This is a genomic window from Aequorivita aurantiaca (assembly GCF_030410135.1).
Lineage (GTDB): Bacteria > Bacteroidota > Bacteroidia > Flavobacteriales > Flavobacteriaceae > Aequorivita > Aequorivita aurantiaca.
Genome location: NZ_JAUGQQ010000001.1, coordinates 455,345 through 471,348, shown reverse-complemented (window position 1 = coordinate 471,348; position 16,004 = coordinate 455,345). Strand labels below are relative to the sequence as shown.

The following is a 16,004-nucleotide window of genomic DNA, read 5'->3' as shown; positions in this document are numbered from 1 at the left end:
CTAAATTTTATAGTATCTTTAAAATTGAAAAAAACTTTCCAATGAAATATTCTCTCGTAACACTGCTCATTCTTTTTTCTTCATTTGCTTTCGGGCAAAAGGATTCCGCCGAAACTCCCAAAATTGCAGTTAAAATCCCTAAAGGGGAAACTATTATTTTAAAAGATGTTTCCATAACATTTATGGAAGTAGTGGAAGATTCCAGGTGTCCGGAAGGTGTGGACTGTATCTGGGCAGGCCGTGCCATTGTTAAGACGAAAGTAACCGCGAATGGAAAAACTGAGGAAAAACTTTTAACCTTTGGAGAAATTAGGCCCGGAGAAGAAAAAAACACCAATCTTTATAGTTCCAATGTTTTCGCCATAAATGGCTTGTCTTTAAAACCGTACCCTAATTCAAAGACAGCGGGAAAAATAAAAGATTATGTGTTATTGGTTTGCGAGGAGCAAAATAAATAATCAATGGCAGCCACAATCTTTTTTGCCACATTTGGTTTTTTCACCATCCAAGGTACCCATTGAGGTTCTGCGCGATTCAAAAATAGGATTCCAGACAAACTTTTTAAGCAAAAAGCCTGCGGCCAACAAAAACGTTACTAAAACCAATATTGTTTGCATAAGACAAAGGTACTCAAAACGCCTTCATACCACAAATGAATTTAGGCTTCAAAAAAGTAATGATGGAGTCCTTTCAATTTTTAATGAAGGCTACATTTACCACAGTCCGAGTGGTCGTTAACTTTAGATCCTATCCGTTTTTTATTTCCTTTAAATGGATTCCAAACAAATTTCGTGATCAAAAATCCCACTGCACAAACGAATGTTATTAATACTAATATAGATTGCATAAAATTGATTGTATATGTTCTTATTTCAATAATTGATAGGCCGCCAAGGCAACCACATAAGCAATAGCGCTCATAACCACCAATTGCCATAAGGGCCATTTCCAACTGTTGGTTTCTCTTTTTACGATAGCCAACGTACTCATGCATTGCATTGCAAAAGCATAAAACAACAGTAATGAAACGCCACTCGCAAAATTAAAGAGCGGTCCTCCCAAAATAGGATTGCGTTCTGCGGCCATTCTGCTTTTTATGGTTTGCTCATCTTCGCTCCCCACGCTATAAATGGTGGCTAGGGTTCCTACAAAAACTTCACGCGCGGCAAAGGAACTGATCAATGCGATGCCTATTTTCCAATCGTAGCCTAAAGGCCTTACCGCTGGTTCAATGGCGTGGCCCACATGGCCGATATAGGAATTTTCCAATTTATAGGAATCAACGTGCATTTCAAACTCTTCATCGGACAGGTTTTGTTGTGCATATCTTTCCTGCACAATTGTTTCGGCATTATTAAAATCACCTGGGCCGTAGGATGCCAAGACCCAAAGAATAACCGAGATGGCCAAAATTATTTTCCCTGCACCATAAACGAAGGCTTTGGTCTTCTCTACAACGGTTATCAAAACATTTTTTGGAAGTGGAATTTTATAATTTGGCATTTCCACCACAAAAAAACTTTTGGAGCGTATTTTCAAAATTTTATCCAAAAGATATGCTGAAAGAATAGCGGCAGCGAACCCCAAAATATACATAAACATTAAGGTAAGCCCTTGTAAACTGAAAATTCCTAAAACCCGATCATCGGGAATTACCAATGAAATAATTATTAAGTAAACCGGCAAACGCGCAGAACACGTTGTGAAAGGGGTAACGAGAATAGTAATCAACCGCTCCTTCCAGTTTTCAATGTTGCGCGTTGCCATAATTGCTGGAATGGCACATGCGGTACCGGCCACTAATGGCACAATACTTTTGCCGCTCAGCCCGAACCTGCGCATAATACGGTCCATCAGAAAAACCACCCGACTCATATATCCCGTTTCCTCGAGAATTGAAATGAAAAGGAAAAGAAAGGCAATCTGAGGAATGAAAATAACAATCCCGCCCAAGCCGGGAATTATTCCTTCAGCTATCAAGTTAGAAAAATCACCTGGCGGAAGGGTATTTTTGGCCCATTCGCTCATGGAGGCAAAAGTGCTGTCAATAAAATCCATTGGATAGGCACTCCAATCAAATATTGCCTGAAAAATCAAAAGCAATATGCCGAAAAAAATCACGTATCCCCAAATTTTGTGGGTTAAAACCCTATCAAGTCGACTTCTCAAATCCTTGGCATTTGCACTGTCAATGTGAAGGGTTTCTTTTAAGGTTTCATTGATAAATTGATAGCGGGCCACAGTTTCCTTCTGCTGAAGACGTTTAAGATTACTGACCGATTCCGTTTGGAAAGACGCTACTCCTTTCAATTCCTTCCGGTCCAACTTCCCGAAATTTACGTCCTGTGTTATCACCAGCCAAAGCTTGTAAAGATCTTGGTTTGGGAACGCCTTTCTCAGCCTGTCAAAATATTCAGGGGAAATGTTTGAGGCGTTCAAACTTGGTTTTGTGGAAAGATGTTTGTAATCCTCTATCAATTGCTTTAAATAATCAAATCCCACATTTTTTCTGGAACTAATTAATGCAATTTTGGTATTGAGTTTTTCCTCAAGTAACTCAACGTCCAGCGAAATGGCTTTACGCTTCATTCTATCTGCCATGTTAATTGCCAGAATTGTGGGTATTCCCAAATCTTTAATCTGGGTGAAGAGGAGTAAATTGCGTTTCAGGTTTTCAATATCCGCCACGACAACGGCAACATCGGGAAAATCCTTGTCATTTTTATTCAAAAGAAGTTCAATCACAACATTCTCATCAATGGATGATGCGTTCAAACTGTAAGTACCTGGTAAATCAAGTAGATGTACTTTGGAGGCTCGGCCAAACTTGAAGACGCCCTGTTTTTTTTCAACAGTAATTCCGGGATAGTTTCCCACCTTTTGGTTCATCCCCGTAAGTCGGTTAAACACTGAGGTTTTTCCGGTGTTGGGGTTTCCAATAAGTGCGACATTAATATGTTTTGCCATATTTAGGCTTCGCTCAATAACCGGCGATTTCGGTTCCAGAAGTATTGAAGCTTTAGAAGACTTCAATAATTGGAAATATTATTATTAAATTATTTCAATTTCAATCATACTTGCAGTTTCTTTTCTGATTGCAAGGTGGCTGCCATTAATATTTAAATATAACGGATCGTTGAATGGCGCTATCTGCACCAACGAAACCTCATTGCCCGGGAGGCAACCCATTTCCAAAAGTTTTAAGGGCACAACATCTACGGAGAATTCCTTTATAATGCCGCGCTGCCCTTTTTTCAAGGAGGCAATTGTAACCATCTTTTTATTTAGATTGATTTTAAACAACGCAAAAGTAAAGGAAAAAAAGGACGTGGGAAAAGTCCTTTCAAAATATTTCGATTATCACCGAATTTTGGAACTGACGCAAGCTATTCTTCCATTTTAAGGATTTGGATATCCTCCAACAATTTTTCTATGGCTGCAGAATCGGTTCCATCATAAAAGCCACGAATTCGCTTTTTTTTGTCAACAAGTACAAAATTTTCGGTATGCACTAAATCATTTTCTGAGTATGGCACATCCTTCGCGACCAGATATGATTTTCGCGCCAAATCATAAATTTCCTTTTTATCGCCCGTTACCAAATTCCATTTTGCGTCGTTTACCCCTTTCTCTAGTGCATATTTTTTAAGTTGCGCAACGGAGTCAATTTCGGGAGTTACTGTATGGGAAAGGAGCAAAACCTCATCGTCATCTTTCAAGTTTTTCTGCAATTGGGCCATATTATCCGTCATTATGGGGCAAATGGTCTGACAGGTTGTAAAGAAGAAATCCGCAACATAAATTTTGTCCCGATAGTTTTCCTGAGTTATGAATTTCCCATTTTGATTGGTGAGATTGAAGTCCGCTATGGTATGATATTTTTTTACGTAGTGAAGGGTAGTATCAACCAATTCAGCCGAAACATCTGCAGGTTGGTAGATTTTCAAGAATTTTTTCGGAATCATTATTTGATAAATAACTGTAATTATAATTGCAGAAAGGATTAAAAGGAAAATTGCAAAGAATTTATATTTCCTAAAGAAATCTATCATGATGAATTTTTTCGCAAAAATAGCCCCTAATTAATTTAAACGAAACTCAAACACTCTAAAAAATTGTCCTTTTGGGGCATATACTTTTCGGCTTATTTTTTTTGCACGGCCTAAAAGGTTACTTTTGTGCGATTTTTTTGCCAAAAACAGAAACGGCAATCATTCAATTTCGCCTCGATTTCAGTAACAAGCCATTTAATATCGAGACTATTAAAAAATAACCATAAAACCTATGACACCATTCGCTGTTAAAGCTATACAACTTCTATTAAGCCTTTCCCTACTTATTGTGCTCCACGAATTGGGACATTTTATACCTGCCAAACTATTTAAGACCCGGGTTGAAAAATTCTATCTCTTCTTTGACGTGAAATTTTCCCTGTTCAAAAAGAAAATAGGCGAAACCGTTTATGGAATTGGGTGGTTGCCATTGGGCGGTTACGTAAAAATAGCCGGAATGATAGATGAAAGCATGGACAAGGAACAAATGGCGGGACCACCGCAGCCTTGGGAATTCCGAAGCAAGCCGGCCTGGCAGCGTCTTATTATTATGCTTGGTGGGGTTACTGTGAATATTATTGTGGGGTTCGTAATTTATATGGGCATCCTCTATTTCTATGGAAGAGATATTACTTCCAATGAGGACATTCCACAAGGTTTTGCAGTAACAGAACAATTTAGGGAGTATGGTTTTCGGGACGGCGACCTCATATTGAGCGTAAACGGGGAACCCCTGGAGGATGTGATGGACATCAACCGCTATATATTGCTGCGCGATGTATCAAAAGTAACAGTGAAACGTGGTGACGGGACGGTTGAAACTATTTCAGTTCCCGAGGATGCGGGCACAAAAATGTTTCAGAATGATTCTCATTTTCCTTTTGTTCCAAGACAAACCATTGTTTTGGACTCCGTTTGGGAAAATTTCCCTGCCCAAAAAGCAGGATTGCAAAAGTCAGATAAAATAGTGGCTGTGAATGGCCAAAACGTACAATATTTAGATGAATTCGAAAGAATAGCAAAAGCCAATAAGGACAAGGAAAATACATTGATTATTGAAAGAGGCAATCAAAGGGACACCTTAAAACTGACGCCCGATGAAAAAGGAACATTCGGAATCACTTTTTCAAAGGAAGAAGTTATTTCCCAGTTGGGGCAAACTGAAATAACCTATTCCCTTGGCGAAAGTATTGTTGGCGGCATTGGCTTCGGTTTCAATACACTGAAAGATTATGTTAAGCAATTTAAATACGTTTTCACCAAAAAAGGCGCGACCCAGGTTGGTGGTTTTGGCGCTATCGGAAATCTTTTTCCCGACGTTTGGGACTGGCAGAGTTTTTGGGCCACCACGGCCTTAATTTCAATTATTCTAGCCTTTATGAACATCCTTCCCATACCAGCCTTGGACGGTGGGCACGTAATGTTTCTTTTATATGAAATGATAACGGGAAGAAAACCGAACGATAAATTTATGGAATATGCCCAAATGGTAGGATTCTTCATTTTGATAGCCCTTGTTCTGTTCGCAAACGGAAACGACATTTACCGATGGCTATTTCAATAGCATAAAATATGTATCAGAAAATACTCGGGCCCAAAACCCGAGTATTTTTTTTCAAAGTGATGATACTTCCACTTGCATTCCGATGTTGTAAAAATGGCGAAGCTAATTTTTCCGGCAATGGGAACAACAAAATAAGGATTGACAGAGTTTGAATTAAACAAAAAATCATTTCACTTTACTCGAAGTTGTTCAAAAATTTTAAAACCGTGGAGGATAAATTGTATCTTTCTATATTGTTTTAAAATCCCATGCACAAAATCAGCAACAAAAATGATAACCATTTGCCATTGAACAATACGGTGGAGCTCATTAAACAAAATGATGCGACTACCCTTGAGGATTTATACCAAACGAACTTTGTTAAGGTGAAACGCTACGTATTGAAAAACAGCGGCGACGAACAGCAGGCAAAGGATGTTTATCAAGAAGCATTTGTGACAATGTGGCGAAATATAAAGGAAAATAAATTTTCTTCGGAAAGCGAAACCGCTATCCATGGATATCTTTTTAAGATCGCCAAATACAAATGGCTGGACCATGTTCGGTCCGTAAAATATAAAAATACCACCTTCATCAATCGGGATATTGAATATGAACAGCCCGATGTTGATGAGAACGAAACAAAAAACCAAAAAATAAAAATCATTTTGGATTCTATAAGCCAACTTGGTGATCGTTGTCAGCTACTGATGAAACTTTTCTACTATGAAAGAAAATCCTTTAAGGAAATAGCAGAAATAATGACGATGGATGAAGCTTCGGCGAGAAATGCAAAATACCGCTGCCAGGAACAACTAAGGAAATTGACTCAAACTATCCCCCATGGATTCAAATAAAAATATTCAGGAACATCAAAAAAAGCAAGAGCTTATTGATGATTATCTTCTAGATAGACTGGACTCGAACGCCCGTGCAGATTTTGAGCAACAAATGAAGCTTTTTCCAGATTTTCGTGAAATGGTTCATGAACAAAAAGCATTAATAGTTGCCGTTGAGGAACAAGCCCTAAAAAGAGAAATGGACAGTTTCCATTCCCAAATAATATCGGTGCCAGAAAAAAATTGGCTATCTGCAGGCTGGTTGGCATTAGCCGCCTCATTTTTAATCCTCATTTCAGTTAGCACTTGGGCCATTTTGAGCAGTGGGAATTCCCCCCAAAAAGTTTTTGCGACACATTTTAAACCGGATCCAGGATTACCTACCACTATGAGCACCACCTCCAACTATGAATTTTATTATGGTATGGTGAATTATAAACGTGAAGAATATAACGAAGCTATTTTACGCTGGGAAACCTTGTATGCCGCTAATCCTGAGAATGACACCGTGGTTTATTTTCTAGGTGTTGCGAATTTGGCAAATGGCAATGCCCGACAGGCAAGAAAATATCTACAAGCAACACAGGACAAGCCAGAAAGTGCATTTTATGATGATGCTCAATATTATCTTGCACTGGCGCTTTTGAAAGAAGACAGGATAGACGCGGCAAAACAGGTACTTTCAAAAAGTAATTCTCCCGCTAATTTGGTACTGCTCAAGGAAATAAATGCCCTATAATATATTGAAGGCAATTATGTTCCACAACCATCCAAAAAAGAAAATGAGAAAGTTTTATTTTTTATTTTGATGAAATTAAAAAATAGGTATATTTGCACCCGCCTTCGCTAATTAACGTTAGCTTCCGATGGCAAATCATTGGAAGGGCAAAAAATAAATTCCTCCTTAGCTCAGTTGGTTAGAGCATCTGACTGTTAATCAGAGGGTCCTTGGTTCGAGCCCAAGAGGAGGAGCTTAGTTAGAGAAAGCCTTTACAGAAATGTAAAGGCTTTTCTCTTTTTGGTGACTTCTACGGTATCAAATATTTGCCAAATAAAGAGACAAATGCATTAAATCTTCATTGCTATACACCAGTCTCGTTTCAAGAATTAAATTTGTTCTATTTTTAATACAAAAAAGCTATGTACTACCGAAAGAAACACGGAAAAGGTTTTTCATATAAAGATGAAAATGGAAAAACAATAAGGGATAAAGAAATCAAGGAATGGATAAAGTCACTCGTTATTCCTCCCGCATGGACGGAGGTGGAAATTAGCGAAAGCAGAAAAAAAGATCTTTTGGTAACCGGAAGGGACGCCAAGGGCCGAAAACAATATATATATCATCCAAAATATGTGGAAAGGCAGAATTCAAAAAAATTTAATAGGATTATTGAATTTGCGGACAAGCTGGAACATATGCGGCGGGTTACGGGACAGCATCTGCGCAAAAGAAAACTTACCCGTGAGAAAGTTATGGCAACCATGGTTCGCCTTTTGGAATCGGCTTTTTTCAGACCCGGCAATGAAGCATATTCAAAAGAAAACGCCACTTATGGTCTTACCACAATGCGCAGCAAACATTTGACGATAAATGGTGATGAACTCATATTTTCATATAATGGCAAATCCGGACAAGAACAGGAAAAGCATATTGTAGATAAAAAATTAGCCAAGATTGTTCGGGAAATAGATCAAATGCCCGGCTATGAAATCTTTAAATATTTGGATGAAAACGACAACGTAGTAGATGTAAAAAGTGACGATCTTAATGCCTACATCCACGAAATAATGGGAGAAGAATTTTCTGTAAAGGACTTTCGAACCTGGGCCGGCACCATGATTGCCGCAATTGCGCTGGACGAACTTGGAGTTGTGGATAAAAAGGAACAAGCCAAATTGGACAAAAACATTAAAGAAGCCGTAAACAAAGTTTCTGAACTACTCGGAAACACCCCCTCAGTGGCCAGAAGTTCATACATAGACCCAAGAATTATTGATGATTATACAAATGGCCGCACCCTCCAATATTTTGAGAAAGAAATAACACAAATATTGAAAACCGCGGAAAATTTATCAAAGGAAGAAATAGGTGTTTTGTGTTTGCTTCGCAATCGTTTAAATAAAAAATAATAGAATAGACACATTTCCAAAAAGGGAAATAACACCCAAAATAGTTCATTCTAAATGATCCCCTTACTTTATAATGCTGTCTTTAGGGATAATTCGCCTAAAAATCTGCTCCTGCTTTTTTTGTTGCATCCCATTTTTTTGAATAATTCCCCAGGAATATTTGCATTACCTGCAATTTTCGGTTTTCATCCCATTTTAAAAAATTGTTGATAAACATTGGACAACAATTTTAGCTTCCCGTTTATTAATGTCGATTATATTTTCATATTTATACTTCTAATTTATTCTAAATATTTAGTCCCGTTGCCATGGAAATTACCCACGTTATTAAAAGAGATTTTACCACCAAACCCTTTCATTTACAAAAAATTACAGACGCCATTTTAAAAGCCATGAACGCCGCAGAACAAGGTGGGCCAGAAAATGCGCAACATATTTCTGAAAATGTTTATAGCGCTCTTTTGGACAGAAAGAAAAGCGATGAAAAATATATTCCCACAGTAGAGGAAGTTCAGGATTTCGTGGAAACTAAATTGATGGAAAGCGGATTTTTTGATGTGGCCAAGCGCTACATTCTATATCGAAACCAGCAGTCCCAAAAACGCAAATTAAATATCTTCGAAAAACGTATAAATTTAAAGCCCTATGAATATCCGGCGCTTTACGAATATGTGCCGGCCATCCGCCATTCCTATTGGATTCATACGGAATTCAACTTTACCAGCGACGTTCAGGATTTCAAAACCCGTCTTTCTCCCGTAGAGCAAACTGCCATTAAAAACACTATGCTCGCCATTTCCCAAATTGAGGTGGCGGTAAAGAATTTCTGGGGCGATCTTTACCACCGTATGCCAAAACCGGAAATAGGTTCGGTGGGCGCCACCTTCGCTGAAAGTGAGGTACGCCATCACGACGCATATTCCCATTTGCTAGAAATTTTGGGCCTAAATGAGGAATTTCAGAACCTGAAGAAAAAACCTGTTATCATGATGCGCGTCCACTATTTGGAAACTGCCCTTAAAAATGCCAAAAGTGAAGACAACAAGGAATACGCCGAGTCAATCCTATTATTCTCCCTTTTTATTGAACACGTTTCGCTGTTCTCACAATTCCTAATAATCATGGCCTTCAACAAGCACAAGAATATGCTCAAGGGAATTTCAAATGTTGTGGAAGCCACTTCAAAAGAAGAGCAAATACATGGTGATTTCGGAATTGACGTAATCAAGATTATAAAACAGGAGAACCCCGAATGGTTTGATGAAGGCTACAACAGTATGATCCAAGAAATATGTAAAGAAGCCTACACCGCAGAAAGCAGAATTGTGGACTGGATTTTTGAGGATGGCGAATTGGAATTTCTGCCGAAGAAAGTGGTAAATGAATTTATAAAAAACCGGTTCAATAAATCCCTTGAAAGCATAGGAATAGAAAAAATCTTCGAGATTGACCAAAATCTTTTAATGCAAACCGAATGGTTTGATGATGAAATTATCGGCACCAAACACGGCGATTTTTTCGTAAAACGATCAATCAATTACAGCAAAAGAACCCAAAGTATAACCAGTGATGACCTTTTTTAAATGAACAACCAAGACCTAAATCTCCAGACCCAGCTTCCAAAAGCCAAAATTGAAACCAATAATCTTGTAAATGCCCGAAAGGAAGCGCTACACCAAAACGGCGAAAAAGAAAAACAAGGATTTGAATGGCTCACAGAGCACAGTCGCAACTTTTTAGCCTCCGGATACATTGCTCCCGGGGTCACAGCGGAAGAACGAATTCGGGAAATTGCAAATAGAGCTGAGGAAATTCTTGATATTCCTGGATATTCCGACAAATTCTACCAATATATGTCCGATGGTTTTTTCTCATTGGCATCGCCGGTATGGTCCAATTTCGGAAAGAAAAGAGGACTTCCCATAAGCTGTTTTGGCTCCCATATAGCCGATGACATGGGGAATATTCTTTACACCCAGTCCGAGGTGGGAATGATGTCCAAGCTTGGCGGCGGTACTTCTGGATATTTCGGAAAAATAAGGCATCGCGGCGCAGAGGTTAAAAACAATGGTCAAGCTTCGGGCGCAGTACATATAATGCAATTGTTTGAATCCATGGTTGATGTGGTGAGCCAAGGCTCCGTTAGGCGGGGACGTTTCTCTCCATATTTGCCAGTTGAACACCCGGATATTATGGAGTTTTTGGAGATTGGAACCGAAGGAAACCCAATTCAGGAATTGACGCACGGAGTAACGGTAACTAACCAATGGATGCAGCAAATGGTTGATGGCGACGAAGAAAAACGGGCCATCTGGGCAAAAGTGCTCCAGCGCCGAGGCGAAATGGGCTACCCATATATATTCTTTAAGGACAATGCCAATAACTTCGCGGCAGATGTATATAAAGATAAAAACCTACCCATCCACGCAAGTAATCTTTGTACCGAAATTATGCTACCTTCCAATGACAATTGGTCCTTCGTTTGTGTGCTTTCTTCAGTAAACCTACTTCATTATGACAAATGGAAGGATACCGATGCAGTAGAAACCATGGTATATTTTCTGGATGCAGTAATTACAGAATTTATTGAAAAACTGGAAGCTTATCGTGATTCAGAAAGTAGAGAGGACCGCCAAACCTTTTTGTTTATGGAAAGAGCGTACAACTTTGCGAAGGAAAATCGCGCTTTAGGACTAGGGGTTTTAGGATGGCATTCATTATTGCAGTCCAAAATGCTACCATTGAACAGCCAAAAGGCCTACGACTTAAATAGTGAGATTTTTAGGGTAATAAAAGAGAAATCCTATAAAGCTTCGGAAGAATTAGCTTCGATATTTGGCGAACCCGCTGTATTGAAAGGCTACGGTAGGCGCAATGCGACCCTAAATGCCATTGCCCCCACCACCTCATCAGCCTTTATTTTAGGGCAGGTTTCGCAAGGAATTGAACCTATTTGGTCCAATGTTTACGTAAAGGATATTGCGAAAATAAAAACTACCATAAAAAATCCTTTTTTAGAGCAACTGCTGGAAGAGAAAGGAATGAACACTTTAGAGGTTTGGCGAAATATTCGCGATTATGACGGGTCTGTACAACATTTGGATTTTTTAACCGATGAAGAAAAGGATGTTTTTAAAACCTATTCTGAAATAGACCAAATAGATTTAATCTATCAGGCAGCAAATCGCCAAAACCATATTGATCAAGGGCAATCGGTAAATATTATCGTGCATCCGGAAATGCCTGTTAAAGAAATAAATAAAATACATGTGACCGCGTGGAAACTCGGATTAAAATCGCTTTATTATCAGCATAGCATGAATGCGGCCCAAAAATTTGCGCAGAAAAAGGACTGTGCAAGTTGTGAGGCATAAATGCGGAATCACACTGTATTAAAGCAACGATATTCAAAACAAAAAAAGGATAGACCCAAGAGAAAATTGGCGCCTATCCTTTTTTTTCGTTTCGTTCTAATCAATATATTCCTTTAGAAAATTATTTAAAACTTCAAAAATATTTAAATTTGGCCCAGTTAATAAGGCCTCATAGTTCAATGGATAGAATAGAAGTTTCCTAAACTTTAGATCCAAGTTCGATTCTTGGTGAGGCTACTGAGCAAATTAAGAAGTTCCCTTATAATCAATATTTATCTCGTAGATTATCAAGCATTATTTTCGTCATTTCATCCAGTGATATTTTACTTTTCCAGCCCCAATCGGTTTGGGCTTCGCTATCATCAATGCTCTGCGGCCAGCTATCGGCAATGGCTTGTCTAAAGTCCGGTTCATAACTGATTGTAAATTCCGGTATATGTTTTTGGATACTTGCCGTAATTTCCTTCGGATTGAAACTAATTGCCGATAGATTATAGGAATTGCGAATTTTTATCTTTTCACTTTCAGATTCCATAATGCTTACGGTGGCTTGAATGGCATCATCCATAAACATCATGGGTAAAGTTGTTTCGGCTTTTAAAAAACAAATATATTTTTTATGCTTTAAGGCCTTATGGTAAATATCCACGGCATAGTCCGTAGTGCCGCCGCCGGGAAGGGTTTTATAGCTTATGAGCCCAGGATAGCGAACGCTGCGAACATCCACCCCATAACGGTTGTAATAATATTCGCACCACCGTTCTCCTGTTTGTTTACTAATTCCATAAACCGTACTTGGCTCCATAACGGTTCGCTGCGGCGTATCAACTTTAGGGGTTGAAGGGCCAAAAACGGCAATGCTTGAAGGCCAGAAAACTTTATCTATTTTTTTATCCTTTGCCAAATTCAAAACATGAAATAAGGAATCCATATTGAGGTTCCACCCCTTCATGGGGAATTTTTCCGCCGTTGCGGAAAGCATTGCCGCCATTAAATATACATCCGTAATTTCGTGGCGCATCACCACTTCTTCTACGGCATTATAATCTGTTGCATCCAAAATTTCAAAAGGGCCGCTGGCCATAAGCGCATCATCGCCTTCGCGAATATCACTCGCTATCACTTTGGTTTTCCCGAATTTGTTCCGTAAGTAAACTGTCAATTCTGTGCCAATTTGCCCGCAAGCACCAATAATTAAAATCCGCTTTTTCATTCGTTTGTTTTTTCAAAAAGGAAGTGTAAATATACATATTATGCGTTCTTTGGGCGCCTAAAAATTTTGTGCATCATTTGTTTAATTACCAGTATCTTTGTGCCACTTTTGATTTTTATGAAATTTGTAATTCCCGTTATAATAATTATTGGTTTCACTTTTTCGTGCGGAGAATCTTCCGAAGAAAACCAAAAACCTGCATCTTCCATTGACTCCTCCATTATTTTTGGTAGCGAAGATTACCAATTTCCCCCTCTTTCCCCGCCGGCAAAGGAACAAGCTGTACATTGGGGTGTTTTGGAGGATTTTTTATCTGAAGCTAAAAATTTGAACGGAAGCAACTATCAAGATTTACGAAACCGATCGGAACTGCTCAAGCAATATTCCGACTCGCTCACCAAAAACATTCCAGATACGTTGGACACCAAACCCATAAATAGCCGCCTTTTGGTTCTTAAAACCCGTTCTGCATTATTGTTTCAGGCCGCGCATCTTCCGAGTATTGATTCTTCGAAAGTTCAAAATTCTATGGATGAATTGAATCTTGCCGTAACCAATTTAATTGTTCAATTGAACGAGAAATTCCAAAAGGACAATATTGATTTTTTGAGAAAGGAAGATGAGCAAAACGAACTGAAAAATCAGCAGCGATATAAAGATTCCATTTTGAACTTGGAACTTCAGGACAAAAAGAACAAAAAAGTGTAACAAATTACTGGAACGAACAACTTATAGTATTCAAAACAAACTTCACAAAATAATTACCTTAAACAATCACTTTTATAATGAAAACTAATTTTTTAAAACCTGCGTTGGCCCTAGCAGTTATCGTAGTAGCGGCAAACGCTTGTAAGGAAAAAACAGATTTGGCCGTAGCGGACACCGAACCCCACGGGATTATTCTTGCAAACATGGACACGACAGTTAGTCCAAAAGTAGATTTTTACAACTATGTGAACGGGAATTGGATGAAAAATAATGAAATTCCGGATGATCAAACCAGTTGGGCCGGATTCACCATTTTACGAAAAAAGACCGATGCCGATATGTTGAACATTTTGGCAAAAGCCAAGGAAAACGGTAAATACGCTCCCGAAACAGATCAAGCCAAGGCTTTAATGATTTATGAATCCAAAATGGATACTGTTGCAAGAAATAAGGCAGGGATTGACCCATTGAAACCAACACTTGAGAAAATTGCAGCCATGAATTCCATGGAGGACTTTCAAAAACTTCTTTCCGAGGACGCGGTGGCCGTTTCCCAACCCTTTTTGGGCCTTGCAGCATTTTCCAACCCCAACAATAGTGCAATCAATTCCGCTTACATTACACCCGGTGGTTTGGGCCTTCCTGATCGCGATTTCTATACTAATACCGATCCGGCTTCTGTAAAAATCAGACAACAATATGTAGATCATATTGCACGGATGTTGCAGTTTTTAGGCGATTCGGAGGAATCTGCCAGAAAACAGGCCGAGACTATTTTGGCATTCGAAACAAAACTTGCCACCCCAAGATTGGACAAAGTTGCGAGCCGAGATTTTAGAAATTTCAACAATCCACGCAGCATTGACGAATTACAGAAAATGCTTCCACAGCTAGATTGGGAAGCAACATTTAAAGATATGGGCGTTACCAAAAAAATGGATACCGTTATCGTGATGCAGCCAAAATACATGGCAACCTTAAACCAGATGTTTGCAAAGCCAGATTTTGAAACCTGGAAAACCGTTATGCGTTGGTCCACCTTAAACAATTCCTCAAGTATGTTGACTACTGAAATTGACAAAGCAAATTGGGATTTTTACAGTCAAACCTTGAACGGAACCAAAAAACAAAAACCCGCAAATGAACGAGCCCTTGCCACTGTTAACGGTAGTCTTGGGGAAGCTTTGGGAAAATTGTATGTTGATGAAATGTTTCCACCGGAAGCAAAGCAAAAAGCCGAAAAAATGATTGCCAACGTTATCGCAGCCTATAAGGACCGTATAAATGCGTTGGAATGGATGAGCGACAGCACCAAAGTGAAAGCCATTGAAAAATTGGATAAGTTTACCGTAAAGGTTGGCTATCCAGACAAATGGAAGGACTATTCCGCAATGGAAGTTAAGTCTGGCAATACATTTTATGACAATATGGTGGCAGTACAAACCTGGAATTTTAACGACAATCTTTCAAAAATAGATGAACCTGTGGACCGCACAGAATGGGGCATGAGCCCGCAAACGGTAAATGCCTATTTCAACCCGTTCAATAATGAAATAGTTTTCCCTGCGGCCATTCTCCAACCCCCATTTTATGATTACAAAGCAGATGAAGCAGTAAACTATGGCGGAATTGGTGCCGTGATCGGCCACGAGATCTCCCACGCTTTTGATGACAGTGGTTCGCGATTTGACGCCAACGGAAATTTGGTAAATTGGTGGACAGAGACTGATCTTAAAAACTTTACAGAGCGCGGCAATAAACTGGCAGAGCAATACAGTAAAGTTGAAGTTTTAGATAGCGTTTTCATCAATGGGAAATTTACTCTTGGCGAAAATATAGGCGACCTTGGCGGCTTACTTGGCGCATATGATGGACTGCAACGTTTTTACAAAGAAAATGGCCGCCCAGAAAACATTGACGGTTTTACACCGGAACAAAGATTTTTTATGAGTTGGGCTACAGTTTGGCGCACCAAATCACGCGACGAAGCCTTGCGCAACCAAGTGAAAACGGATCCCCATTCCCCGGGAATGGTACGTGCCACACAGCCATTATTGAATGTTGATGCATTTTATGAAGCTTTTGACATTAAAGAGGGTGACCCAATGTATTTAGCTCCTGAGGACAGGGTTCGTATTTGGTAGT

13 protein-coding genes and 2 tRNA genes are annotated in these 16,004 nt (G+C 39.2%); 11 read left to right on the top strand and 4 right to left on the bottom strand.

The genetic code is table 11. From position 1 onward, the window contains the following. The first annotated feature begins 41 nt into the window (after positions 1-41). A complete protein-coding gene (locus QRD02_RS02215) occupies positions 42-458 on the top strand; it encodes a hypothetical protein (protein WP_290253264.1) in 417 nt (138 codons plus the stop codon). A 409-nt stretch (positions 459-867) separates the two neighbouring features. Here the strand turns inward: QRD02_RS02215 and feoB are convergent, their stop codons facing one another. The 3 genes from feoB to QRD02_RS02200 all read right to left on the bottom strand — a co-directional run bounded on the left by feoB (position 868) and on the right by QRD02_RS02200 (position 4,052). Continuing rightward, entirely contained in the window at positions 868-2,967 is a 2,100-nt protein-coding gene (gene feoB / locus QRD02_RS02210; RefSeq protein WP_290253263.1) for a ferrous iron transport protein B, read from the bottom strand. An 84-nt stretch (positions 2,968-3,051) separates the two neighbouring features. Beyond that, on the bottom strand, positions 3,052-3,276 hold the full coding sequence (locus tag QRD02_RS02205; protein WP_290253262.1) for a FeoA family protein: 225 nt from the start codon (positions 3,274-3,276) through the stop codon (positions 3,052-3,054). A 110-nt stretch (positions 3,277-3,386) separates the two neighbouring features. Further along, positions 3,387-4,052 carry an SCO family protein gene (locus QRD02_RS02200; RefSeq protein WP_290253261.1) on the bottom strand — a complete coding sequence of 222 codons (666 nt, stop codon included), beginning with the start codon at positions 4,050-4,052 and terminating at the stop codon, positions 3,387-3,389. 232 nt (positions 4,053-4,284) lie between these two features. Between QRD02_RS02200 and rseP the strand changes: the two genes are divergently transcribed. From rseP to QRD02_RS02160, 8 genes are all read left to right on the top strand, one after another. Then, positions 4,285-5,616, top strand: a complete 1,332-nt coding sequence (gene rseP / locus QRD02_RS02195; protein WP_290253260.1) for an RIP metalloprotease RseP — start codon at positions 4,285-4,287, stop codon at positions 5,614-5,616. A gap of 248 nt (positions 5,617-5,864) precedes the next feature. Next, positions 5,865-6,452, top strand: a complete 588-nt coding sequence (locus tag QRD02_RS02190) for an RNA polymerase sigma factor (RefSeq protein ID WP_290253259.1) — start codon at positions 5,865-5,867, stop codon at positions 6,450-6,452. Then, complete coding sequence (locus QRD02_RS02185) at positions 6,439-7,173, top strand: tetratricopeptide repeat protein (RefSeq protein ID WP_290253258.1); 735 nt, start codon at positions 6,439-6,441, stop codon at positions 7,171-7,173. Before QRD02_RS02190 ends, QRD02_RS02185 begins: the two co-directional genes overlap by 14 nt. Positions 7,174-7,332: 159 nt before the next feature. Further along, a tRNA-Asn gene (locus QRD02_RS02180) sits at positions 7,333-7,406 on the top strand. 168 nt (positions 7,407-7,574) lie between these two features. Next, entirely contained in the window at positions 7,575-8,564 is a 990-nt protein-coding gene (locus tag QRD02_RS02175) for a DNA topoisomerase IB (RefSeq protein ID WP_290253257.1), read from the top strand. 308 nt (positions 8,565-8,872) lie between these two features. Beyond that, positions 8,873-10,147, top strand: coding sequence for a ribonucleotide-diphosphate reductase subunit beta (locus tag QRD02_RS02170; protein ID WP_290253256.1), 1,275 nt, complete (start codon positions 8,873-8,875; stop codon positions 10,145-10,147). Beyond that, positions 10,148-11,938 carry a ribonucleoside-diphosphate reductase subunit alpha gene (locus QRD02_RS02165; RefSeq protein WP_290253255.1) on the top strand — a complete coding sequence of 597 codons (1,791 nt, stop codon included), beginning with the start codon at positions 10,148-10,150 and terminating at the stop codon, positions 11,936-11,938. A 165-nt stretch (positions 11,939-12,103) separates the two neighbouring features. Beyond that, positions 12,104-12,175 (top strand) — tRNA-Arg (locus QRD02_RS02160). A gap of 28 nt (positions 12,176-12,203) precedes the next feature. Here QRD02_RS02160 and QRD02_RS02155 read toward each other — a convergent pair. Further along, complete coding sequence (locus QRD02_RS02155) at positions 12,204-13,151, bottom strand: NAD-dependent epimerase/dehydratase family protein (protein WP_290253254.1); 948 nt, start codon at positions 13,149-13,151, stop codon at positions 12,204-12,206. Positions 13,152-13,268: 117 nt separating this feature from the next. On the opposite strand from QRD02_RS02155, the gene QRD02_RS02150 reads away from it, so the two are divergent. Together QRD02_RS02150 and QRD02_RS02145 are read left to right on the top strand one after the other, a co-directional pair. Beyond that, the gene (locus QRD02_RS02150) at positions 13,269-13,859 is read left to right on the top strand and encodes a hypothetical protein (protein WP_290253253.1); all 591 of its coding nucleotides are present in this window, start codon (positions 13,269-13,271) and stop codon (positions 13,857-13,859) included. Between the two features lie 77 nt (positions 13,860-13,936). Beyond that, on the top strand, positions 13,937-16,003 hold the full coding sequence (locus QRD02_RS02145) for a M13 family metallopeptidase (RefSeq protein WP_290253252.1): 2,067 nt from the start codon (positions 13,937-13,939) through the stop codon (positions 16,001-16,003). Position 16,004 lies beyond the last annotated feature (1 nt).

Coding starts and splice junctions, on each gene's coding strand:
- QRD02_RS02215 (WP_290253264.1), top strand. CDS start 42: ATGAAATATTCTCTCGTAACACTGCTCATTCTTTTTTCTTCATTTGCT.
- feoB (WP_290253263.1), bottom strand. CDS start 2,967: ATGGCAAAACATATTAATGTCGCACTTATTGGAAACCCCAACACCGGA.
- QRD02_RS02205 (WP_290253262.1), bottom strand. CDS start 3,276: ATGGTTACAATTGCCTCCTTGAAAAAAGGGCAGCGCGGCATTATAAAG.
- QRD02_RS02200 (WP_290253261.1), bottom strand. CDS start 4,052: ATGATAGATTTCTTTAGGAAATATAAATTCTTTGCAATTTTCCTTTTA.
- rseP (WP_290253260.1), top strand. CDS start 4,285: ATGACACCATTCGCTGTTAAAGCTATACAACTTCTATTAAGCCTTTCC.
- QRD02_RS02190 (WP_290253259.1), top strand. CDS start 5,865: ATGCACAAAATCAGCAACAAAAATGATAACCATTTGCCATTGAACAAT.
- QRD02_RS02185 (WP_290253258.1), top strand. CDS start 6,439: ATGGATTCAAATAAAAATATTCAGGAACATCAAAAAAAGCAAGAGCTT.
- QRD02_RS02175 (WP_290253257.1), top strand. CDS start 7,575: ATGTACTACCGAAAGAAACACGGAAAAGGTTTTTCATATAAAGATGAA.
- QRD02_RS02170 (WP_290253256.1), top strand. CDS start 8,873: ATGGAAATTACCCACGTTATTAAAAGAGATTTTACCACCAAACCCTTT.
- QRD02_RS02165 (WP_290253255.1), top strand. CDS start 10,148: ATGAACAACCAAGACCTAAATCTCCAGACCCAGCTTCCAAAAGCCAAA.
- QRD02_RS02155 (WP_290253254.1), bottom strand. CDS start 13,151: ATGAAAAAGCGGATTTTAATTATTGGTGCTTGCGGGCAAATTGGCACA.
- QRD02_RS02150 (WP_290253253.1), top strand. CDS start 13,269: ATGAAATTTGTAATTCCCGTTATAATAATTATTGGTTTCACTTTTTCG.
- QRD02_RS02145 (WP_290253252.1), top strand. CDS start 13,937: ATGAAAACTAATTTTTTAAAACCTGCGTTGGCCCTAGCAGTTATCGTA.